This is a genomic window from Streptomyces plumbidurans, assembly GCF_019857225.1.
Lineage (GTDB): Bacteria > Actinomycetota > Actinomycetes > Streptomycetales > Streptomycetaceae > Streptomyces > Streptomyces plumbidurans.
On the sequence record NZ_JAFJSY010000037.1, the window covers coordinates 37,967 to 58,280 of the forward strand.

Consider the following 20,314-nt stretch of genomic DNA (forward strand, 5'->3'; position numbering starts at 1 on the left):
GGTGCTCGGGTCGTGTTCGCGGGGCTTGTCGTCTTTTTTGCGAACCTTGAAATCGTAGCCGACATGGGTGGGCCGCCCGCTTCCCGTTTTGGTGGGTGGGAAGGGGCGGCCGGTTGTCCCTGTGCGGCGGTGCCGGTTACGGGCGCCAGTCGATCAGTACGCCGTCGTAGAGCTCGGCGTCCGTGAGCTCCAGGGGGGTGGGGCCCGCGTGGAAGAAGGCCGTGTTGTCGGTCTTCAGTTTGCGGAGGTAGTCGAAGGCCTTGTTGTCGTGGTGGCCGAACGCGACGAAGGAGAAGAAGACGGACGGGTGGGACTTGGCGGCGCTGGTGAGGGCCTGGGTCGCGGGGGTTTTCGCGTCCGGGGCGCCGTCCGTCTGGAAGACCACGAGGGCGGGGGTGCCGGGGGTGACGTGCTTGTCGTAGTGGGCGAGGACTGCCTCTACGGCTGCGTGGTAGCTGGTGCGGCCCATGCGGCCGAGGGTGGCGTGTGTCGCGTCCACGGCGTTGTCGGGGGAGGTGGGGGTGAGGTCTGTGGTGCCGTCCACTTCCGTGGAGAAGAAGACGACGTGGACTGTTGTGTTGTCCGGGGCGTCGGGGTCCAGGTGTTCGGCGAGGGCGAGGGTTTGGTCGGCCAGGGCCTGGGCCGAGCCGTCCTTGTAGTACGGGCGCATGCTCGCGGAGCGGTCCAGGACGAGGTAGGTCTTTGCTTTGGTGCCGGTGAGGTTGGCTTTGGCCAGGGCGTTTGCGGCCTCGGCTGCGCCTTCGGCCGCTGTGTTCCCACCCGCACCACCCGTGACAGTCTCGTTGTCGGGTGCGGGTGGCCCCTGTGGGGCTTCCTCGCCGTCGGCGGCTGCCGATGCGTCCACGACAGGCGGCGCCTGCGGCGCCTCCTCGACCTCGGGGGCGGGTGCGGCTTCTGCGACGGGCTCGGGCTCGCTGTCCACGACGGGCTCAGCCTTCGCCTCGGGCTCGGGGTCGGGCTTGGCGACCGGCTCGCTCGCGCTCGCAGCGACGGGCTCGGCCTCGGCGACCGGCTTGCTCTCGGCCTCCGCCTCGACCACCGGCTCCGGCTCCGCCTCGACCACCGGCTCCGGCTCCGCCTCGACCACCGGCTCCGGCTCCGGCTCCGTCGCCTCCGTGGCCGGTTCCTGTTGTTCTGTCGGCTTCGGCTTCGGCTGCTCGGTCGCCGTTGTCGTTGCCGTTTCGTTCTCAGTCGCCGCCCGCTCAGGGGCGTCCACCGGCTCCGAAGGCCTAGGCACCGTCACGTTGTCGAAGGCGGCTGAGACCAGGTCGTGTTCGTTCGGGGACTTGTCGGTGGCGGAGCGGGGCTCCGGGACCTGGGTGGAGGGGAGGTCCGTGGAGTGCGAAGGGGTTAGGTCCGCACCCTCTGCCTCGGCGGCACGCCCCTTGCGTGACCTGCCGAATGCGTTCCGCAGGAGAGTGAGAATGCCCATGTGCGCAACCCTTCGCGTGAGTTGATGCCCGTCAATCCCTGGCCAGGACGGACACGTAAGGTTAGCGGCCCCGGATGGTGATCTTGGGGAGGGGCAAGGGACAGTACGGTCACTTCTGTCAACCGGCCCCGGACAGCGCGCCAGTGGAGTGTTCCAGCCACTCACGGTACGCCGGCGCCTGCCGTGCCGATTCCCAGTACGCCTCCTCCAGCGACGGCAGCGCTCCGTCCAGATCGGTCTCCGTGCGGGCCGCCAGCAGCAGCCGTACACCGAGCGGATCGCCCAGCAGCCGGCGTACCACCATGTCGGAGTGGGAGATCGCGGTCGGCTGGCAGACGGTGACCACCTCGCCGGTGGCGACCAGTGCGGCGGCCGTGTGGTAGTCGCCGTGCAGGACGTGCGGGTTGATGCCCGCCCCGCGGAACATCCGCTGCACCGCGTCCCACTCCCCGTCCACCGTCGGATCGATCATCCAGCGGTCACCGGCCAGTTCACGCACGTCGACGACGGCGTGCACGGCCGCCGGATGGTCGGACGCCAAGTACACGAACTGCGGCTCGCGTTCCACCAGGACCCGCAGCCGCAGCCCCTCGGGGATGCGCAGCCGGCTGCCCTCGACCTCGTGCACGAAGGCGACGTCCAGCTGGCCGTCGGCGACCATGCGCAGCAGGGCGTTCGGGGAGACGTTCATGTGCAGGGTGGGGTCCTGGCCGCGGGCGCGCAGCCGGCGCAGCCAGCCCGCCAGCGCCTTGCTCGCGGTGGAGCCGATGCGCAGTTCGGGGCCGCCGGTCGCCGCGGCCCGCGCCTCGCTGACCAGGGAGCGCATCTCGGCCACCAGGGGGCGGGCCCGGCTCAGCACCAGGCTGCCCAGCGGGGTGGGCCGGCAGCCGGTGCGGGCGCGGACGAACAGCGCCCCGCCCAGCTCGTGCTCGATGCGGCGCAGCTGGGTGCTCAACGACGGCTGGGCGACGCCCAGTTGCCGCGCGGCCCGGTGCAGGCTGCCGGTGTCGGCTATGGCGCACAGCGCGCGGAGGTGTCGCACCTCGAGGTCCATGTCCTCGGAGGGTAAAGCGGAATCAAACCTTTCACCAGACGCACAAACCCCGGCGAGCACACGTGAATTGGGCGTTGTGACAGATCGGCGATAGGGCCGCGCTATCGCCGGTTGCCATCATCACAGCGCACCCACAGGGGCCGAGACTCACCGGTGACGTCTTGACTCACCCCCACCTAGGAGTCATCGATGCGCCTTTCCCTGCGCATGTCCGCAGTCACCGCCGCGGCCGCCGGCCTCAGCCTCGCGGCCTTCGGCCTGGGTTCGGCGGTTCCGGCCGCCGCCGCCCCGGCCCCGGCACCCTACTCCGGCTACAACGGCTCCGCCGCCGAGGCCAAGGCCAACAAGGCCTTCTTCGAGGCGGTGCTCAGGTCCGTCGCCGAGAAGCGGGCCGCCCACCCCACCAGCGCCGCCGCCGTCACGGTCACCTACGACCCCTCCGGCGCCCCCACGTTCAGCGCCCAGATATCCCGCGCCGCCCAGATATGGAACGGCGCGGTCTCGAACGTGAAGCTCCAGGCGGGCTCCAACGCCGACTTCAGCTACCGCGAGGGCAACGACCCGCGCGGGTCGTACGCCTCCACCGACGGTCACGGCAGCGGCTACGTCTTCCTCGACTACGCGCAGAACCAGGAGTACGACTCCACGCGCGTGACCGCCCACGAGACCGGCCACGTCCTCGGTCTGCCCGACCACTACGAGGGCCCGTGCAGCGAGCTGATGTCGGGCGGCGGCCCCGGCCCGTCCTGCACCAACCCCAACCCGGACGCCAATGAGCGGGCCAAGGTCGACCAGCTGTGGGCCAACGGCTTCGCCGCCGCCCTCGACCAGGCCATGAGCGAGAAGTCCCTCCACAAGAGCGCCCGCCAGTAAGCCATTTGACGGGACCTGGTCCCGCCGCGGCACGCCTGGACCCTCCACCCCCCACCCGGTGCGGGCCGCCTCCTGCACGAGGCGGCCCGCACCCGCGTGCGTACGCCCCGAGCGGCTCATCCGCGCTTGTGCAGTGTGATGTCGACGACGAGGGCGCGGTGGTCGGTGTCGGCGAGCCGCAGGAAGCTCGCGCTGTTCGCGGAGAAGTCCCGGCTGACGAGGACGTGGTCGATCTGCGCGCCGAAGGCGGGCGTGAGCCGGGCGGGCCAGCTCGGTGTGCGGTCGTGCCCGGCGAGCCGGGCGGAGTCGCGCAGGCCGGTGTCGAGGATGTGGCGGAAGGCGGCGTGGTCCTGGGAGGCGTTGAAGTCACCGGCCAGGATCATCGGGGTGCGGGTGGCGGCGGCCGCCGCGCGCAGCCGCGCGAGTTCCCGGTGCCATACGTCCACCTGGCCCGGCAACGGCGGCATGGGGTGCGCGAGTTGCAGCCGTATGTCGTGTCCGTCCACGTCGGCGACGGCGCCGGGCATGCCCATCGTGCCGCGCACGCCGGCCGTGCCGCTGAGCGGGTACCGGCTGAGGATGATCGACCCCTTGGAGCCCTCGGCCGCGACCGCCTGCCGGTAGGGGTAGTCGGCGTCGAACTCCCGGCGCAGGGTGGCCTGGCAGGAGTACTCGCACTCCTCGACGAACACGATGCCGGGGCGATGGCGCCGGATCTGGGGGACGAGGGAGTCGGTGCCGCGACCGAACTCCACGTTCGAGGTGAGCACCTTGAACTCGGCCAGCGGCGCCCCGCCGGGATCGTCGGTCCTGCCGTAGGGCTCGATGTACCAGGCGAGCAGCCCGAGCACGGCGAGCGCCCACACCATGCCGAGCCGCCACCGGGCGAGCAGCGCGAGGAGCAGGGCGCATCCGGCGGGTGCGAGCAGCCAGGGGAGAAAGGCGAGGAACTGGGGGACGGGAGTGAACCCGTCGCTGTCGGCGACCCGGCAGCCGACCACGACGCTCACGCCGAGCAGCAGCAGTCCCGCGCACCAGGCGGCGAGGCGTCGTCCGGGATGTCGTAGGGGTTCGTCCTCGTGCGCGGCGGTCCACTCGGCAGTGGCAGTGTCCACGTCCCGGCCTCCCGCTCGCGAGTGAGATGCCCGAATCATCCCCCAGCCGGGCAGTCTCGCGCAGGGACTTCCGCAACGCGTCAGGCCCGTACCCGGGTCGGGCGGTCGGCCGGATCGCGGCCGGGAGCCGCTGAGCCCCGGCGGCGGCGCAGGCGGAGGCGGAGGCTCCGGCGGCCGGTGAGCCGGGCGGCCAGGGCGACCGTCAGGCCGAGGACGACCAGCAGCCAGGAGGCCTGGCGGAGGGTTGCCGTGAGGGCGTCGTAGACCGCGCCCGCGGCCGGCTGGTGGGCGTCCTCGGGGAGGTCGGCGAGGGTGAGCCTGCGGCCGATCATCACGGCGAGGGCGAGCAGCGCACCGCCCAGGGCCGTGCCGAGCCCGGTCGCGGTGACCGCGCGGCGGCGGCAGGTGGCGACGGCGATTCCCGTGAGGGCGAAGACGACGGCGGCGACGGGCAGCCAGAAACCGGCGACCTCCAGCACATGGAATCCTTTCCGCAGCCGGTCCAGTTCCTGGGCCGGGAGGACCGAGACCGCGGTGTGCTCGACCGGGATGCGGTTGGCGAACGGCACGTGGTCGACGGTCAGTTGACGCTTGACCTGCGCGGTGACCGGGGCCAGGTCGACGGTGACGTCCTGCTCGCTCTCGTCGTTCAGGGCGCGCAGCACCGCGTCGTGGACGGCACGGTTCGCGGCGTCCCAGGCGAGCCGGAAGGCCTCGGTGCGGGTGAAGGAGTGGACCGCGTCGTGGACGTAGGGGCGCACGGCCCCGCGTATCGGGCTCACGTCCACGCGTGCGTCGACCTCGTCCATGATTCCGGCGCCGACGGTGTCCGCGATCGCGTCGCGCACGTCAGGGTCCCCGGCCAGCGGTGCCATGGTCGTGACGTAGCGTCCCGTGTCGGCGAGGTCGTACGCCGCCCAGGCCGCGAGCGCGCCGCAGGGCGCGAGCAGACAGGCGAGGGCGATCAGTGACGCCGACAGGGCGTTCCGCAGGCGCGCAGGACGTGGGGCCACCTCTCCAGGCAACGGCCCGCGGGCCGCACGCGCGAGCGCTACGGCTCCGAACGGGTGACCGCCCGCCGTCAGGGATACGGCAGGGGATCAGGCCGCCGGGGCTCAGCGGATGCGGTTGCCCGCCCCGTCCTCGCGTGTGTAGTAGCGGTAGAAGAACACCAGGAAGATGCCCGCCGTGACGACCACGCCCAGGGCGACCGACCGGTAGATCGACTCGCCGGTCTGGCTGTAGAGGAAGCCGACCGCCGCACCGGCGAAGCCGGATTTCACCAGCGAGTGCAACTCGCGCTTCAGCAGCGGCGCGAAGGTCGCGACGGCGATGCACAGCACGATGAACGCGATCGCGGTGACGAAGCCGAACAGGATGTTCCAGCCGGTGATCTCGCCGCCGCCGCGCCGGTTGGCCGCCGCCCACAGTCCGTAGACGAGCCCGAGCACGACGGGGATGCCGTACCGGCCCACGGCGTGGACCCGGTCGTCGAACAGATCGGGTGTGCGGGTGGGACGGGCCGCTCGGTTCGCCCTGATCCGCCCCATCATGCCGCCGGACCTCATGCCGCCGGACGTGATGCCGCCGGGCGTCGGTGCCGCTTGAGCCATGAGAGCACTCCTCTCTCCTCGCCCCCGACTACCAGAGCACACCTGCGACGCGGGCATGGCAAGTCGGTCGACGGCCCCGATCCGCGGGAAGCGGCCCGGACGCCCGTGGGCGGGCGTTTGCGGTCCTGAGACCCACCTTTGCAGCCGCAGCGGTTACCGTTTGCCGTACGTGATCGACGGGGGATGGGGAGGGAACGATGCCCGGGACCGTGCTGTTGCTCGCCGCAGCCCCGGCCGGCAAAGGGTGCCTGGTGGACGCGGCGTCCGTGCTCCCCGTCCTCGCGGCCGTCCCGCCCGGCGTCCTGTCCGGCACGGACACGGCGAACGTCGTCGAACTCGCCGACCCGCTGGAGCCGCAGGCCGTCCTGACCCGGCTGCGGGCCGCGGCGGCCGCCCCGGGACCGCTCACCGTCTTCGTCACCGGACAGCTGCAACTCGACCGCCGCCAGCGCCTGCCGCATCTCGCCCTGGCCCGTACGACGCCCACCACCGTCCGCTACACCGGCCTGCCCTGGCACTGGATCCGGGAGGAGCTGCGGTTGCGCGCCCCGGGTACCGCGACGCTGATCCTGGATCTGCACGCCGACCCCGAGATGTGGGAATGGCTGCGCTCGAACCCGCTCGACGCGGGGCGCACCGTCGCCGTCTACGGCCGGATCGCGCCGCCGCCCTCGCGGCGGACCGTGGGGGTGCCCGCCTATATGAAGGCGGTGGCGACCATTTTGCGCGCCGGGTGGCGTCCGGAGGTCCCGCAGTTGCATGAGCAGGCGTTGGCTCGTGTGGGGGTCGGGGGGTACGGGGACTTGGTGTTGGCCTCGGGTGGTGTCGTGGCCGGTGTCCCTGGGGGCTTCGCCCCCAGACCCCCGTATCGGCCCGAAGGGCCTCGTCCTCAAACGCCGGACGGGCTGAAGGGTGCGGACCGGGGCTTGGAAGGCGAGGGCGATCCTCACTCCGCCATCTCCGCCGCCGTGCAGTCCGGTCGGCACCCCGAGGCCGATGCGCTCGCCGCGCGGCACGAGCAGGTCGCCGTACGAGCCCATGGGCCCGGGTCCGAGGAGGCGTTGCACTGGGCCGAGGTGCGGGCGGATCTGGCGATGTTCGCGGGGGATCCGGCGCGCAGCTGCCGGACCTGGCTGGGGGTGGCGGCCGCGCGGCTGGCGGCGGGGCAGGCGCCGGACGGGCCGGCGGTCGAGTCGGCCGTGGACCGGGCGCACCACCAGTGGGGACAGGTGCAGGATGCTGTGGTGGCGCGGGAACTCGGTGCGTCGCTCGCCGAGTTGCGTTCGCGGGTGCCGGGGCGCCGGCAGGGTGCGCTGGACCATGTCCGGCGCCAGTTGCGGCAGTTGCAGACCCAGGGGTAGAGGGGCGGGCGCGGCTAGGCGAGGTACTCCAGTGCCGCCGAGACCAGTGTCCGCACGCCCGGCACGACCGTCGCGAGGTCGGGGCCGAAGTGGGGGCTGTGGTTGCTGGGGACGGCCAGGAACTTCTCCATGAGGTCCGCGCCGGGCGCCGCGTCCCACACGTCGGCCGGGGTGGTCGTCACGAACCAGTACGCGTACGGGATGCTGCCGCCCTGGGCCAGATGCGGGAAGTCCTCGCTGCCCATCACCGGACCGAAGTCCAGCACCGTCCCGGCCCCGAGCACCTCCTCGTGCACGGCCGCGATCCGGCGGTCGGTGCCGGCGTCGTTCATGGTCACCGGGAAGGTCGCGCCCACGGTCACCTCGGGCTCGCGCGGGCAGCCGGCGGCGAGCGCCTCCCCCGCCGCGATGCGCCGGATCGCCGCGATCATCCGCTCGCGCACCTCGTCGGACTGGGTGCGCAGATTCAGGGAGATGTGCGCCTCGGCCGGGATGATGTTGTGCCGGGTGCCCGCCTCGATCTTCCCTACGGTCAGTACGGCGGACTCACGGGCGGGGATCTCGCGGGAGACGACCGTCTGCAGCCGGGTGACCAGGTAGGCGGCCGTGACGACGGGGTCGACGGTGGTCTCGGGGCGGGAGCCGTGCCCGCCGCGTCCGTGCACGACGATGTCGACGTCCGTCGAGGCCGACATCAGCAGGCCCGGCGAGTGGGCGTAGAAGCCGACGGGGCCGGGCGCCGCGTGCTGGCCGAGCAGCACGTCGGGGCGGGCGAAGCGCTCGTACAGCCCGTCCGTGACCATCCTCAGCGCGCCCTGCCCGGTCTCCTCGGCGGGCTGGCCCACCACGAGCAGGGTGCCCGACCAGGCGTCCCGGCCCGCCGCCAGCGCCTCGGCCGCGCCCGCCAGCCAGGTCACGTGCAGATCGTGCCCGCAGGCGTGCATCACGCCGGGCACCTCGGAGGCGTACGGCAGCCCGGTCTCCTCCTGCACCGGCAGCGCGTCCATGTCTGCGCGCAGCAGCACCGTCGGGCCCTCGCCGTTGCGCAGCATCCCGGCCACTCCCGTACCGCCGATGCCCTCGACGGTCTCGTAACCCGCCTTGGCCAGCCGCTCGGCCAACCTCGCCGCCGTGCGGTGCTCCTGGAGCGACAGCTCGGGGTGCCGGTGCAGATCCCGGTAGAAGTCCGTGAGTCCGGCGACGGGGAGGTCGGGGGTCAGATCCAGCGCGGCACGAGCGGCGGGAGAGGTCATCGGAGCAGCGTATTACGGGATTTCAGCCACCTGAGCGTGTCCGTTTGCTTACTCTCGGTGTATGGCTCACCTTCGTGAACTCGATCCTGCCGCCTCCCCGTTGGACTACTTCGGCTACGAGCTGCGCAGAAAACGGGAGGAGGCGGGGCTGACCCAGCGCGAGCTGGGGGCGGTCGTCTTCTGCACCGGGTCCCTCATCGGCCAGATCGAGACGACGCAGAAGGTGCCGACCCGCGAATTCGCCGAACGCGTGGACGCTGCGCTGGGCACGGACGGGGCGTTCTCGCGGTTGGTGGGGTTGGTTCTTCGGTGCCAACTGCCGACGTGGTTTCAGGCGTTCGCGGACATGGAGTCCAAAGCGACCTACGTTTCGACGTATCAGGCTCAGATGATCTACGGCCTTCTGCAGACGGAGGCGTATGCACGGGCCGTGCTGGCAACGGGTGTACGGGACAAGCTCGACGAGCTGGTCGCCGCGCGAATGGAGCGCCAGCGCATTCTGACGCGCGAGCACCCGCCGTTGACCTGGATCGTGCTGGACGAGGCGGCCCTGCACCGGCCCATCGGAGGCCGTGAGGTCATGCGCGAGCAACTCGCCCACCTGTTGAGCGTCTTCGACCACAAGTGGGTGCGTATCCAGGTGCTGCCGTTCGAGGTGGGTGAACATGCCAGTCTCATCGGGTCGTTCACCGAACTCCGCTTCGACGATCACCCGGACCTGGTGTACACCGAGGACCTGATCTCGGGTCACATGACGGCCAATCCGGAGACCGTCAGGGAAGCCGCCCTTCGTTACGCTCACTTGCAGGCGTCCGCCCTTTCCGTGGAGGATTCGGCGGCACTGATCACCCGGGTGATGGAGGAGCGCTATGGGCACGAACCTGGATCTGACGAACGTGCGGTGGCGTAAGTCCTCGTACAGCGGCAACACCGGAGGCGAATGTGTTGAGGTCGCCGACCTCAACCCTCACATCGCGATCCGCGATTCAAAGCACCCCGCGCACGGCATACTCACGCTCACGCCGGAAGCGTGGGCCGCCCTTGTCGCGTACGTCCGCCGGTAAGCCCTAACGGGAGTGCGGAGCCTGCTGCACCTGCTGGACCTGTCCCGCGTCCGTGGCTCGCGCCGGGCCCGCGTTGGCGGCGAGGACGAGGGCGGCCACGGCGACCAGGGCTGCACCGAGACCTCGGGCGTAACGCTCGGAGATGTGTCGAAGCACGGCAACCTCTCAACAGCGTTGTATTAAACGCGCTTAAGACGCCGTTTAACCTAGAGGCTGTCGTGGGGCAACAGCAAGAGGTACAGGGGGAGTTGGCGTGTCGGAGCGTGACGATCCGGTGACCATCGGCCGCAGAGTCCAGCAGTTGCGGGCCGAACGTGGACTCACCCAGAGACAATTGGCGGAGCCCGCCTACACACCCGCGTACATCTCCACGCTCGAGGCCGGACGGGTGCGGCCCTCCGAGGAGGCGCTGCGGCATGTCGCCGGGCGGCTCGGGATCGCCTACGAGGAACTGGTGACCGGGCGCCCGGCGCATCTCGCCACCGATCTGCGGCTGAGGCTGACCGAGGCGCAGCGCACGCTGGCGTCGGGGGAGGCCGAGCAGGCCGCGGAGCAGTACGCCGCGCTGCTCGCCGAGGCCGAGGCGCACGAGCTGACCGAAGTGCAGGCGGTCGCGCTGCTGGGGCTCGGCGAGTGCGCCCTCGACACCGGTGAACTGGATGCCGCGCGGGGGTACTTCGAGGGCTCCGAGCAGGCGCTCGCCGATGTTCCGCTGCCGGCCCGCGTGCCCGCCCTGCGCGGCCGGGCCGTCTCGCACTACCTGGCGGGCGAACTGCGCTACGCCGTCTACCTGCTGGAGTCCACCCTCGACGAGCTCAACCGCGGCGGACTGCACGACCCGGACGCCCTGCTGCTGCTCTACGCCAGCGTGATCGGCCCGTACATGGACATGGGCGCCCACGCCCGCGCCGCCCAGGCCGCCGAGTTCGCGCTCGCCCTCGCCCCGCAGTCCGGCGACCCCGCGCTCGTCGCCCGGATGCACCGCTCGGTCGCGCGCACCCTGCTCGCCGAGGGCCGTATCGCCGAGGCCGACGCCTCGCTCGCCAAGGCCGCCGAGCTGTACCGCACCCTGCAGATCCGCACCGAGCTGGCCAACTGCCACTGGATGCGCGGGTACGTGTGCGCGCAGAACGGTGAACTGGAGCGTGCGGAGGGCGAGTTGAGGCAGGCGCTGGACATGCTCTCGGCCAAGCGCGCCGCCCTCTACAGCAGCCAGGTCGCCGTCGAGCTGGCCGACGTACTGCACCGGCGCGGCAAGTCCGAGGAGGCCGCGGCCCTCCTGCACGACGTGCTCAGCGACCTCAGTCCCGAACGCGGCGCCCTGCACTCCGCCGCCGCGCACCGGCTGCTCGGCATCATCGCCGAGGACGCCCGCGACACGGAGGCCGCCGAGGAGCACTACGTCCGCGCCCTGAGCCTCCTTGAGCGGGCGGGGGCGGCGGGCGACCTGGCCGACCTGTGCCGCCTGCTCGGGGACCTGCTGCGCCGCACCGGCCGGGTGGAGGCGGCCCTCGACGCGTACCGCACGGGTCTCGGACACCGTACGGCCCCCGGCACCACCACCCTCGGCCCGGCACCCGCACAGCCTCCGCTGTGACGCCTGTGACGCCCTTTACGATCGTGTCATGGACATACTGGGACTCGCCCTGATCATCCTGCTCGTGCTGTTCGGCATCGGCAGCATCGAGAACCGGATCTCCCGCCAGGACAGGCGGATGGCCCGGGTCGAGCACAAACTCGACCTGGTCCTGGGCCACTTGGGCCTCAGCGAGCCGGAACCGTGGTCGGACGAGATCAACGCGCTGCTGGTCGAGGGCAAGAAGATCCAGGCGATCAAGGTGTACCGGGAGGCCACGGGGGCGGGCCTGAAGGAGGCCAAGGAGGCCGTGGACAAGCTCGGTTAGTACTCACACCCGCAGCCGGGCCTGCTTCCTGACGTCGGCCAGTCGCTGCACGCCCACCTGTACGAAGGCCTGGGTGGCGTCGGAGGACACGTAGCCGGGGCCGCCGTGCGTGAGGGCGATCGTGTCGTCGCCCACCCGGACCACGGCGACGTCCAGGGTGAGCAGGAGCTGCTCGCCCTCGGCCGTCCGCCCGGTGAACGTCACCCGCAGCCCCTGCCGCGCGTCACCGACCTCCGGCAGCTCGGCCGTACTGACCTGGACGCCCTCGGCGACGCCGTGGTCGGTCACCGCCGAGAAGCTGCCGCACGTCTGCGGCAGCGACCCCAGCCACGCCAGCGTGCGGTCCACGTCCGCGGGGTTCAGGGCCAGCACCTGGTAGCGCAGCTGCGCCTGGTCCATCGCGTCGTCGAGCCCGATCACCGCCCGGGTCCCGCGCGCCGCCCCGAACAGGTCGTCGGTGTACAGCGCGTCCAGCAGCTTGCGGCAGTCCGGCGCCTCGGCCGTCGCCTTGAGTACGCCGTCCCGCCAGGTCGCCGCGCCCTGCGTCGGCGCCCACGGCTCGCCGAGGTCGTTCTCGGTCACCAGCGCGGCCTGCGCCTGCGCCTCGGTGAGCGAGGGGGACTGGGGTGACTGCGACGACTGCGGCGAGGCGGGGGCGGTCGGGGACGGCCCGGCGCTGTGCGAGGGCGCGGGCGCCTGCGCCTTCACCTGGGAGAGGGCACCGCACGCGCTCGCGCTCCCCAGGGCCCCCAGGGACAGCACCGAGGCGACGACGACACGGGACGGAATGCGGATCATCTGGCCTCCGGGCGCCTGTTCAAGATCGGGTGTGTCTCAACGGGACCACCCCGCCCGGCACCCCACCAGCGCGCCGGGCCGTCCGGGTTACGAGAAAACCCGTGGCCCCCGCACCGGACGGCGGGCTACCCTCCCGCCATGAAGCGCGCCCACTCGTTGTCCACGACGACGCCGGAGAGTCTCCCGGCGCGCTGAGTTCTGGACCGGCAGGTCCCAAGCCCCGGGCGAGTGGCCCGGGGCTTCGTCATAGGTCGCTCACCCGTCATCACGAGGAGAGAGACCATGCACGACCACCGCAGACTGGGCCGTGAGCTGGATCTGTTCGACACCGATCCGCTGATGGGCGCGGGACTGCCGTACTGGCTGCCCGACGGCGCGATCGTGCGGCACACCCTGGAGGAGTACATCCGCGAGCAGGAGCGCGCGGCCGGCTACCGGCACGTGTACTCGCCCGTGCTCGGCAAACGGGAGCTGTACGAGATCTCCGGGCACTGGTCCCACTACAGCGACGACATGTTCCCGCCGATGGAGCTGGGCAGCGAGGAGGTCGTGCTGCGGCCCAGCCTGTGTCCCCACCACGCCCTCATCTACCGCTCCCGCTCCCACAGCTACCGCGAACTGCCGCTGCGGATGGCCGAGTTGGGTGGCATGTACCGCTCCGAGCTGTCCGGCGTACTCGGCGGACTGACCCGCGTACGGTCCATCCAGCTCAACGACGCCCACATCTTCTGCACCCTGGAGCAGGCCGTGGACGAGGCCCGCTCCGCCCTGGAGCTGATCGCCCGCGCCTATGCCGACCTCGGCATCAGCGCCCTGCGCCACCGGCTCTCGCTGCCCGGCGAGGGCGGCAAGTACGTCGCCGACCCGGAGCTGTGGCAGCGCGCCACCGGCCTGCTCAAGGAGGTCCTGGCGGGCGCCGGGATCCCCTACGACGCCGTGGAGGGCGAGGCCGCCTTCTACGGTCCCAAGATCGACGTCCAGATCGCCGACCCGGCCGGGCGCGAGTCCACCCTCTCCACCGTCCAGATCGACTTCCACCAGCCCGAACGCTTCGACCTGCACTACATCGGACCCGACGGCTCCAAGCACCGCCCGGTCATGGTGCACCGCAGCATCATCGGCAGCGTGGAGCGCGCGGTGGCCCAGCTGATCGAGGTGCACGGCGGCGCCTTCCCGGCCTGGCTCGCCCCCGTCCAGCTCGTGGTGCTGCCGGTCTCCGACGCCCAGGAGGAGCAGGCCCAGGGCGTCGTACGGCGGGCCGTGGCCAGGGGGCTGCGGGCGGAGCTCGCCGGACCCGAGCAGGGCAGCCTCGGCGCCCGCATCCGGGCGAACCGTCTGGTGCCGTACCAGGCGGTGATCGGCGCGCAGGAGGCGGACGGCGACCTGGCGGCCGTACGGCTGCGGGACGGGCGGCGTCCGGGGGCCGTACCGGTGCACGCTCTGCTGGAGCGGGCCGAGGGATGCGTGCGGTCCCGTGCCGCCGAACTCTGGGCGGCTGCGTAGGGTCGTTCCACAGCCCTCGGGGCTTGCACACGACGCGGGGCTCCCGCAGGACTCGGGGCTCCCGGACGAGAGGAGCGCGGCAGTGACCGGTCAGCCCATCCCGGTGATCATCGACTGCGACACCGGAGTCGACGACGCCCTGGCCCTGCTGTTCGCCGTGCGGCACCCCGCGATCGACCTGCGGGCGATCACCTGCGTGGCCGGGAACACGGACGTCGACGGCGTCGTCCGCAACACCCTGACCGTGCTGGAGCAGGCCGGCGCTCCCGACATCCCGGTCGGCCGGGGAGCCGAGCGCCCGCTGCTCGAACCGGCGCGCTCGGCCCGGCACGTACACGGCGCCGACGGGATGGGCGACCTCGGCCTGCCCGCGCCGACCCGCGCCCCCGCCGACGTGGACGCGGTGAGCCTGCTGCGCCGCGAGATCCTCGCCTCCCCGCGTCCGGTCACCCTGGTGCCCACGGCGCCGCTGACCAACATCGCGCTGCTGCTGCGCACCCACCCGGAGGTGACCCGCAACATCGACCGGATCGTGTTCATGGGCGGCGCGGTGGCCACCGGAAACGCCACGCCCGTCGCCGAGTTCAACGTCTGGCACGACCCGGAGGCGGCCGCCGTCCTGCTCACCGCGGGCGTACCGATCACGATGTACGGCCTGGACGTCTTCACCCGGGTCGTGGTCCCCGGCGCCGATGTGCACCGGCTGCGCGCGAGCTCCGAGCCCGGCACCCGCCTGGCCGGCGAACTCCTCGCCCACCGTCCAGCCCACCAGGGCGAGGCACCCGAGGCCGAGGAGGCGGGCGGCCTCGGCGACGCGGGCGCGGTGTGCACGGTGGTCGACCCGGCGGGCATCACCACCCGCCTCCTCCCGGTCGAGGTCTCCCTCGCCCCCGGCCCCACCCGCGGCCAGACGGTCGTCGACCGCCGCCTGAGCCCGGGGGAGGCGGAGATCCACGAGGGCGTACGCGAACAGCCTTTGGTGGACGTGGCGTTGGACGTGGACGTGGACCGGTTCGTGAAGCTGTACCTGGAGACGGTCGAGCGCTGAGGCCCGTACTTTCCGGAGGGTCCTCGCGGCTCGCTCGCGGGGACCGGATCCGCTCCCCGTGAACGGACCGGTCCGGTCCCGCCGTCGGTACGGCCCTGTCTCACCTCACCGTCGGGCTCGGGTCTCACCTCACCGTCGGGCTCGGGCTGGCGCTCCCGCTCGGCTCGCCGGGCAGCACCGGCGGCTGGGTGGTGCTGTCGACCGGCGGGCTGAGCACCACCTGCGGCTGGCCCGCGGCCGGCGGCGGCGGGGTCAGGTCCTTGGCGGGCAGCTTCGGCGGGGTCGTCTCCTGGAAGAGGACCTGGTCGAAGTTGACCAGACCGGTCTGCTCCATGACCTGGATGTGGTCCAGCACCGTGTCGTTGGCCTGATCGGCCAGCGCCCGCACCACGGTGTTCTTGGTCGTCGAGCGGATCTTCGCGATGGTGTTGAAGATCGAACCGTGCGTCACCCGCAGGATGTTGGCGAAGTCCGTGTCGAACTGCTTGCCCTTGTCCGCGCTCAGCGTGTTCACGAAGCCGACCTGCTGCGGGCTGGCCACGTTGGGGATCGTGATGTTCAGCATCGCGCTGATCTTGCGGCAGCTGGCGTCCAGCGCCGCGTGTCCGTCGACCAGGTGCTTGCTCGCGGTGATGACCGCCTTGGTCGTCCCCTTCTTCAGGCCCATCTGACCGACCGGGTACTCCCACAGCCCCGCCGCGCGCACCTTGACCACGAAGTCCCGGTCCGCCTCCGTCAGCGGTCCCCACTGGGTCTGCGCGATGACACGCGACCCGTTGCTCGACGTCGTGTTGACTCCGAGCATCGCGGGATACGCGAGCGCCACCAGTGTCACGCTCAGGGCACCGCCCACGAAGAGAGTTCCCATCGCATTCCGCGAAAAGCGCACCGTGCCTCCTGCCCGGTCGGGGATCCCGTCAGCGATCGACGGGCTCGGACGGTGGAAAGTACGCAACGGTCGCGGCTCGGAACCTTTTGATTTGGTAAAAAACTCAGGGTGTGAGGCATGTCTCGGTGCCGGCCCGAGGCCGCGCACTCCCCACCGCACGCCCCCCTCCCAGCGGTTGACGAAATGTTGACCGTTTCACGGGAGAGACGAGGCCGGGACGAGGGAGAGTCGATACGGGCCTCGCACCTAGATTCGGCCCATGCCCCCACAGCTCCCCCGGCCGTCCCAGCAGCGAAGGGGCCCCGCCGCCCTCCCCGTCCTGCCCTACCGCAAGCCCACCAAGGGCCGTGACTACTGGGTCCTGGACGACGTCCTGCCCGACGCGGACGCGGTGCGCGAGCGATGCCTCGCCAAGGACGACTGGGTCAGGGGATACCCGTACACCTCGGAGACCTGGCCGGGACTGCGCACCATGCCGGGGCTCGAACCCGGCGAACTCGCCCGCGTCGAGCGGCTGGTGAAGCAGGCGACCGGCGCGAAGGAGCTGTGGGTCCAGCAGGCCCCCGGCGGCGGCACCCTCAACCACAACTGCGTCCAGGTCGTCGGCGAGGGCGAGAGCGAACCGCGTCCGCACACCGACTCCCGTGCCCTGTGCCGGTATGCGGCCGTGCTGTATCTCAACCCCGGCGTCCCCAAGGACTGCGGAACCGCCTTCTACCGCCAGTCACTGCCCGGCGGCAGGCTCGGCGGCAACGTCGTCCAGGCCCCGCACAACAACCTCGTAGAGGCCCTCGGGACCCGGTTCGTCGCGCCGGACGCCTTCGAGGAGGACGTACGGGTCCCGCACCGGTACAACCGGCTCCTTCTCTACAACGCCAACCTCGTGCACAGCGCGACGGGTTACTCCGGCCGGACGCTCGAGGACAAGCGGATGACAGCGGTCTTCTTCTGGATGGCGTGAGGTTCCGGGAGGCGTCAGCGTCCCAGGCCGCCGCTGCCGAAGGAGCCGCTCGTGCCGGGCAGCCAGCGCCGGCGGTGCTGATCCTTTCCTGTCCTGCTGCTGGAACTGTGGAGCTCGTAGGGCATGAGCCGCCTCCCACCCGGCGTGTGCGGCACCTCGTCCGGTTCCCGCATCTCGCGTGTCTCCCGGACGGCGCCGCCGTCCGGCAGGTGGGGCTGCTCGTCCGGATTGGGTCGCGGCAGCTCGCGGTCCCGGACGGTCATGCCGAACTGCACGGCCCAGACCAGCGCGCCAGCGATGATCAGGCCACCGACAAAGGCGGCGATCACGTTGAGTACTTCACTCGACGTGGCCGCTAGTACAAACGTCGCCGTACTCATGCCCCAATTATCGCCGAAAGGAGCCGTTTGGGGAGCCCTCGGTGTTGTCGCAGGTCACGACGGGTGCCGAGACGTGACGCAGCGCATCACGTCTCCTACGGGTTACGGATGCCGCAATGCCTGGTGTCTGCGTGGTGAGCACCGCACCATGGGTCCATGACACCGGCGCAGAAAGCCATGAACCAGCTGGCGACGTGGCCCGACCTCAGCCTGTGCGAGGCCGGTTGCGGTACGGGCCGGGCGCTGCGCTCCGCACGTGACGAGATCGTGCACTTCCACTCCGACCGCGACGTGGACCTGCACCTCACCACCCGCGCGATCCAGCGCCTGCACTACGACTTCGCCGAGTCGACCGCCATCCGCCTGGTGCCGGGCTCCCGTTGGGTCACCGTCCACCTCGACTGCGACGCCGACGTCGACCTCCTGCTCAGCCTGGTCAGCGTCGCCCTCAAGGCCCACACCGGCCCCCAGGAGCCCCCCGCGTCGGCCGTCTGCAACTTCCACCGCGTGACCGTCCTGGTCCGCGACGAGGCCGACGAGAACTGACGACGCCGGGCAACGGCCCCCACGCCTGCCGCTCTTGAGGGGCGGGTCCTCCTGGCGTCGGCGGCTGCTCGTCCGCGAGGATGCCCCGGTGAACGATCACACGACACCCCCCACGCCCGATGACGTACCCGCCCCCGTCCCCGCGCTGCGCCGTGTCCACGGCGTCGGCCGGTGCACCGTCGCTCTCCTCGCCCTGGCCGGGGTCGCCTGGGCGGTGCGGGCCGTGTGGGAGATACGGCTGGCCGTGACGGGGGAGCCCGCCTCCGGGCCGCCGGACCAGGGAGGGGGCGTGCACCGGCCGCTGACCTCGCTGGAGAACTCGTACCACCTGGTCGGCGACGTGGGCGCGGCCACCGCACTGATCTGCGCGATCGCCTTCCTGCTGTGGCTGGACATCGTGCGGGACAACGCCCGCACCCTGTCCGGCAGGTCGCCGCGCTACGTCGGTTTCTGGCTCTACGCGGGCTGGGTGATCCCCGTCGCCAACCTGTGGATACCGCGCGGCATCGTCGCGGACGCCCACCAGGACAGCGCCCCGGGCGAGCGGCTGCCGCGCTCGCTGAACGTGTGGTGGGGGCTGTGGCTGATCGGTCTGATCAGCGGGGTGGGCCTGATGTACGCGGACGACGCCGACGACATCATCGCCCGCGCCTACGACAACCCGTGGATGCTGCTCGCCTCCGACGCGGCCGTGATCGGCGCCGCCGTGGCGGGCACCTTCGTCGTCCGCGCCGTCACGGCCGTGCAGCAGCGCCACATCGACGGCGACGTGCCATACGGCGAGTCGCCGGGCCCCGCCGCCGCATAGGCGGGGACGCCCGGCAGCCGGTTTCGCTGGTCAGCCCAGGCAGAGCAGGCCGAGCACGCAGATCCCCGAGGGGGACGTCGTCGCCGTGTCGCCCGAGGGCGACGTGCTCGTGCCGGAGGGGGACGTACTCGTGCCGGAGGGCGACTGCGACGAACCCGACTGCGACGAACCCGACTGCGACGAACTCGACTGGGACGCACCCGAATTGGACGAGCCCGACGTCGACGTGTCGCCCGCCGTGGCGGAGGGCGACCGGCTCGGCGTCGAGGTGCCGGTGTCGCCGGATGACGTGCCGGTCGAGGGCGCGGCCGCGGTCTGCTGCCGGACCGCCGACCGGGACGTGTGCGGCGCGCTGTAGGGCCGGGTGCTCGCCGACGCGGTGCTGGGGGCGTCGGGAGCGGTGGCCGCACCGTGCCGGGCGTTGCCGGAGGCGGTGGTCCCGTCCGAGGACTGCGGCTTGCGGTGCTTGCCGGTGCCCGGCGCGGGGGTCGTCGGCTCGGCGTACGGCTGCGCGGGCAGGTCCTGGGCGCCGGTGCTGGTGAAGTCGGGGGCCGCGGACGCCTGGTCCCGGTGGTCGGAGCCGCTGCCCATCGTGGAGATGGTCAGCCCGCCGCCGACGAGCGCGACGGTGGTCGCGACGACGGCACGGCGCTGGTTCTTCTTCCACCGCGCCCGCTGCCGGCGCCGCGCGGCCCGTCCCTCACCCGTCGGGAGCGCGGCCTCGGCGGCCGGTATCTCCTCGTGGGGGGCGGGGTCGAAGGGGCGTGGTTCGTGCCGGGGCGGCGTCTTCGGGGCGAACGGCTCGAAGCCGTGGCCGTCCCGGGTCACGGGCGCGATGTCGGGGGCGTAGGCACCGCAACCTGGGCACACCAGGGCGCCGTTGAGGTGCCGGCGGCACGAGGAGCAGTAGTCCATTCCGTCGTATTCCTGACGTTCGCACGGGCAGAGGCGGGCAGATTCGAACAGCCAGCAACGGTAACGGCGGTTTCGCAAGACTGTGTGGGCCCTGTGTGGCGCTCCTGCGGGGATTCTCTGCACGCCTGGAACCACAGGACATTGTTGTGCATTAAACAATATTGTGAGGCTTGTGGTGTTTTGCCGGTAATCATGTGGTTAGTCGGCCATGAGGGGAGGAAAGGAGACCTTAAATGATCACTCGAGAACAGATTCCCGCCGTACTGAACCATCCGGTTCACGACGCCCGGGGCCACAAGATCGGGGATGCCCGGCACGTCTACTTCGACGACGTCACCGGGAAGCCCGAATGGGTCAGCGTGAAGACCGGCCTGTTCGGCAGCAACGAGTCCTTCATCCCCATCCACGGCGCCACGCTCGTCCAGGATCACCTGGAGGTGCCGTACGCCAAGGACGAGATCAAGGGCGCGCCCAACGTGGACGTCGACGCCGGTGGGCACCTCTCCGTGCAGGAGGAGCACCGCCTGTACGAGTACTACGGCATGGGCTCGGGCGGCGCGACCGGTCAGCGGGCCGGGCAGCAGTCGCAGGGCGGCAAGGCCGCGGGGACCGGTACGGCCGCGGGCACCGGTACGGCAGGAGGGACCGGCACGTCGGCAGGAGGGACCGGTACGGCCGCCGGGACGGGCATGGCCGCCGGGACGGGCATGGCCGCCGGGACGGGCATGGCCGCGAGAACCGGCATGGCAGCCGGGACCGGTATGGCCGCCGGCACC

General features: G+C 71.5%; 23 protein-coding genes. 12 read left to right on the plus strand and 11 right to left on the minus strand.

Features of this window, described 5'->3' with window-relative positions; translation table 11 throughout:
- Window positions 1-136: 136 nt before the first annotated feature.
- Window positions 137-1,453 carry a VWA domain-containing protein gene (locus JYK17_RS23410; protein ID WP_222811129.1) on the minus strand — a complete coding sequence of 439 codons (1,317 nt, stop codon included), beginning with the start codon at window positions 1,451-1,453 and terminating at the stop codon, window positions 137-139.
- Window positions 1,454-1,571: 118 nt separating this feature from the next.
- Entirely contained in the window at window positions 1,572-2,507 is a 936-nt protein-coding gene (locus tag JYK17_RS23415) for a LysR family transcriptional regulator (protein WP_222811130.1), read from the minus strand.
- Window positions 2,508-2,696: 189 nt separating this feature from the next.
- Here JYK17_RS23415 and snpA point away from each other — a divergent pair, with 189 nt between their 5' ends.
- Window positions 2,697-3,380 (plus strand): snapalysin, encoded by a 684-nt coding sequence (snpA, locus tag JYK17_RS23420; protein WP_108010588.1) that lies wholly within the window; start codon window positions 2,697-2,699, stop codon window positions 3,378-3,380.
- 116 nt (window positions 3,381-3,496) lie between these two features.
- Here snpA and JYK17_RS23425 read toward each other — a convergent pair whose 3' ends face one another.
- From JYK17_RS23425 to JYK17_RS23435, 3 genes are all read right to left on the minus strand, one after another.
- Window positions 3,497-4,495, minus strand: coding sequence for an endonuclease/exonuclease/phosphatase family protein (locus JYK17_RS23425; RefSeq protein ID WP_222811131.1), 999 nt, complete (start codon window positions 4,493-4,495; stop codon window positions 3,497-3,499).
- Window positions 4,496-4,575: 80 nt separating this feature from the next.
- Window positions 4,576-5,508, minus strand: coding sequence for a hypothetical protein (locus tag JYK17_RS23430; RefSeq protein WP_164932205.1), 933 nt, complete (start codon window positions 5,506-5,508; stop codon window positions 4,576-4,578).
- A gap of 102 nt (window positions 5,509-5,610) precedes the next feature.
- On the minus strand, window positions 5,611-6,108 hold the full coding sequence (locus JYK17_RS23435) for a hypothetical protein (RefSeq protein ID WP_372465254.1): 498 nt from the start codon (window positions 6,106-6,108) through the stop codon (window positions 5,611-5,613).
- A gap of 197 nt (window positions 6,109-6,305) precedes the next feature.
- On the opposite strand from JYK17_RS23435, the gene JYK17_RS23440 reads away from it, so the two are divergent.
- Window positions 6,306-7,469, plus strand: coding sequence for a hypothetical protein (locus JYK17_RS23440; RefSeq protein WP_108010594.1), 1,164 nt, complete (start codon window positions 6,306-6,308; stop codon window positions 7,467-7,469).
- Window positions 7,470-7,483: 14 nt separating this feature from the next.
- On the opposite strand, the gene JYK17_RS23445 is transcribed toward JYK17_RS23440, so the two are convergent.
- The gene (locus JYK17_RS23445; protein ID WP_108010596.1) at window positions 7,484-8,722 is read right to left on the minus strand and encodes an amidohydrolase; all 1,239 of its coding nucleotides are present in this window, start codon (window positions 8,720-8,722) and stop codon (window positions 7,484-7,486) included.
- A gap of 61 nt (window positions 8,723-8,783) precedes the next feature.
- On the opposite strand from JYK17_RS23445, the gene JYK17_RS23450 reads away from it, so the two are divergent.
- Both JYK17_RS23450 and JYK17_RS23455 read left to right on the plus strand, forming a co-directional pair.
- Entirely contained in the window at window positions 8,784-9,632 is an 849-nt protein-coding gene (locus tag JYK17_RS23450) for a helix-turn-helix domain-containing protein (protein ID WP_108010598.1), read from the plus strand.
- Window positions 9,592-9,786, plus strand: coding sequence for a DUF397 domain-containing protein (locus JYK17_RS23455; RefSeq protein WP_108010600.1), 195 nt, complete (start codon window positions 9,592-9,594; stop codon window positions 9,784-9,786). The genes JYK17_RS23450 and JYK17_RS23455 overlap by 41 nt, the downstream gene beginning before the upstream one ends.
- A 3-nt stretch (window positions 9,787-9,789) precedes the next feature.
- Here JYK17_RS23455 and JYK17_RS23460 read toward each other — a convergent pair whose 3' ends face one another.
- Complete coding sequence (locus JYK17_RS23460; RefSeq protein WP_164932206.1) at window positions 9,790-9,942, minus strand: hypothetical protein; 153 nt, start codon at window positions 9,940-9,942, stop codon at window positions 9,790-9,792.
- Window positions 9,943-10,039: 97 nt separating this feature from the next.
- Between JYK17_RS23460 and JYK17_RS23465 the strand changes: the two genes are divergently transcribed.
- Both JYK17_RS23465 and JYK17_RS23470 read left to right on the plus strand, forming a co-directional pair.
- On the plus strand, window positions 10,040-11,383 hold the full coding sequence (locus JYK17_RS23465) for a helix-turn-helix domain-containing protein (protein ID WP_108010602.1): 1,344 nt from the start codon (window positions 10,040-10,042) through the stop codon (window positions 11,381-11,383).
- A 28-nt stretch (window positions 11,384-11,411) separates the two neighbouring features.
- Entirely contained in the window at window positions 11,412-11,690 is a 279-nt protein-coding gene (locus JYK17_RS23470; protein WP_128802440.1) for a ribosomal protein L7/L12, read from the plus strand.
- A gap of 3 nt (window positions 11,691-11,693) precedes the next feature.
- Here the strand turns inward: JYK17_RS23470 and JYK17_RS23475 are convergent, their stop codons facing one another.
- Complete coding sequence (locus JYK17_RS23475) at window positions 11,694-12,488, minus strand: hypothetical protein (protein ID WP_128802441.1); 795 nt, start codon at window positions 12,486-12,488, stop codon at window positions 11,694-11,696.
- 282 nt (window positions 12,489-12,770) lie between these two features.
- On the opposite strand from JYK17_RS23475, the gene thrS reads away from it, so the two are divergent.
- Entirely contained in the window at window positions 12,771-13,991 is a 1,221-nt protein-coding gene (gene thrS / locus JYK17_RS23480) for a threonine--tRNA ligase (protein ID WP_108010608.1), read from the plus strand.
- Between the two features lie 82 nt (window positions 13,992-14,073).
- Window positions 14,074-15,039: a nucleoside hydrolase gene (locus tag JYK17_RS23485; RefSeq protein WP_108010610.1), complete on the plus strand. Its 966-nt coding sequence runs from the start codon at window positions 14,074-14,076 to the stop codon at window positions 15,037-15,039.
- Window positions 15,040-15,163: 124 nt separating this feature from the next.
- Here the strand turns inward: JYK17_RS23485 and JYK17_RS23490 are convergent, their stop codons facing one another.
- Entirely contained in the window at window positions 15,164-15,907 is a 744-nt protein-coding gene (locus tag JYK17_RS23490; RefSeq protein ID WP_234548009.1) for a DUF4142 domain-containing protein, read from the minus strand.
- 280 nt (window positions 15,908-16,187) lie between these two features.
- On the opposite strand from JYK17_RS23490, the gene JYK17_RS23495 reads away from it, so the two are divergent.
- On the plus strand, window positions 16,188-16,889 hold the full coding sequence (locus JYK17_RS23495) for a DUF6445 family protein (RefSeq protein WP_108010612.1): 702 nt from the start codon (window positions 16,188-16,190) through the stop codon (window positions 16,887-16,889).
- Window positions 16,890-16,903: 14 nt separating this feature from the next.
- Here JYK17_RS23495 and JYK17_RS23500 read toward each other — a convergent pair whose 3' ends face one another.
- Entirely contained in the window at window positions 16,904-17,269 is a 366-nt protein-coding gene (locus tag JYK17_RS23500; RefSeq protein WP_108010614.1) for a DUF6479 family protein, read from the minus strand.
- 156 nt (window positions 17,270-17,425) lie between these two features.
- Between JYK17_RS23500 and JYK17_RS23505 the strand changes: the two genes are divergently transcribed.
- Together JYK17_RS23505 and JYK17_RS23510 are read left to right on the plus strand one after the other, a co-directional pair.
- The gene (locus JYK17_RS23505) at window positions 17,426-17,815 is read left to right on the plus strand and encodes a luciferase domain-containing protein (RefSeq protein ID WP_108010616.1); all 390 of its coding nucleotides are present in this window, start codon (window positions 17,426-17,428) and stop codon (window positions 17,813-17,815) included.
- An 88-nt stretch (window positions 17,816-17,903) separates the two neighbouring features.
- Window positions 17,904-18,623 (plus strand): DUF4328 domain-containing protein, encoded by a 720-nt coding sequence (locus JYK17_RS23510; RefSeq protein WP_108010618.1) that lies wholly within the window; start codon window positions 17,904-17,906, stop codon window positions 18,621-18,623.
- Between the two features lie 30 nt (window positions 18,624-18,653).
- On the opposite strand, the gene JYK17_RS23515 is transcribed toward JYK17_RS23510, so the two are convergent.
- Window positions 18,654-19,538, minus strand: a complete 885-nt coding sequence (locus JYK17_RS23515; RefSeq protein ID WP_222811132.1) for an SCO2400 family protein — start codon at window positions 19,536-19,538, stop codon at window positions 18,654-18,656.
- A gap of 233 nt (window positions 19,539-19,771) precedes the next feature.
- Between JYK17_RS23515 and JYK17_RS23520 the strand changes: the two genes are divergently transcribed.
- Window positions 19,772-20,314 (plus strand): PRC-barrel domain-containing protein (locus JYK17_RS23520; RefSeq protein ID WP_222811133.1); only part of this gene is annotated, 543 nt, incomplete at its 3' end.

Coding starts and splice junctions, on each gene's coding strand:
- JYK17_RS23410 (WP_222811129.1), bottom strand. CDS start 1,453: ATGGGCATTCTCACTCTCCTGCGGAACGCATTCGGCAGGTCACGCAAG.
- JYK17_RS23415 (WP_222811130.1), bottom strand. CDS start 2,507: ATGGACCTCGAGGTGCGACACCTCCGCGCGCTGTGCGCCATAGCCGAC.
- snpA (WP_108010588.1), top strand. CDS start 2,697: ATGCGCCTTTCCCTGCGCATGTCCGCAGTCACCGCCGCGGCCGCCGGC.
- JYK17_RS23435 (WP_372465254.1), bottom strand. CDS start 6,108: ATGGCTCAAGCGGCACCGACGCCCGGCGGCATCACGTCCGGCGGCATG.
- JYK17_RS23440 (WP_108010594.1), top strand. CDS start 6,306: ATGCCCGGGACCGTGCTGTTGCTCGCCGCAGCCCCGGCCGGCAAAGGG.
- JYK17_RS23445 (WP_108010596.1), bottom strand. CDS start 8,722: ATGACCTCTCCCGCCGCTCGTGCCGCGCTGGATCTGACCCCCGACCTC.
- JYK17_RS23450 (WP_108010598.1), top strand. CDS start 8,784: ATGGCTCACCTTCGTGAACTCGATCCTGCCGCCTCCCCGTTGGACTAC.
- JYK17_RS23455 (WP_108010600.1), top strand. CDS start 9,592: ATGGGCACGAACCTGGATCTGACGAACGTGCGGTGGCGTAAGTCCTCG.
- JYK17_RS23470 (WP_128802440.1), top strand. CDS start 11,412: ATGGACATACTGGGACTCGCCCTGATCATCCTGCTCGTGCTGTTCGGC.
- JYK17_RS23475 (WP_128802441.1), bottom strand. CDS start 12,488: ATGATCCGCATTCCGTCCCGTGTCGTCGTCGCCTCGGTGCTGTCCCTG.
- thrS (WP_108010608.1), top strand. CDS start 12,771: ATGCACGACCACCGCAGACTGGGCCGTGAGCTGGATCTGTTCGACACC.
- JYK17_RS23490 (WP_234548009.1), bottom strand. CDS start 15,907: ATGGGAACTCTCTTCGTGGGCGGTGCCCTGAGCGTGACACTGGTGGCG.
- JYK17_RS23495 (WP_108010612.1), top strand. CDS start 16,188: ATGCCCCCACAGCTCCCCCGGCCGTCCCAGCAGCGAAGGGGCCCCGCC.
- JYK17_RS23500 (WP_108010614.1), bottom strand. CDS start 17,269: ATGAGTACGGCGACGTTTGTACTAGCGGCCACGTCGAGTGAAGTACTC.
- JYK17_RS23505 (WP_108010616.1), top strand. CDS start 17,426: ATGACACCGGCGCAGAAAGCCATGAACCAGCTGGCGACGTGGCCCGAC.
- JYK17_RS23515 (WP_222811132.1), bottom strand. CDS start 19,538: ATGGACTACTGCTCCTCGTGCCGCCGGCACCTCAACGGCGCCCTGGTG.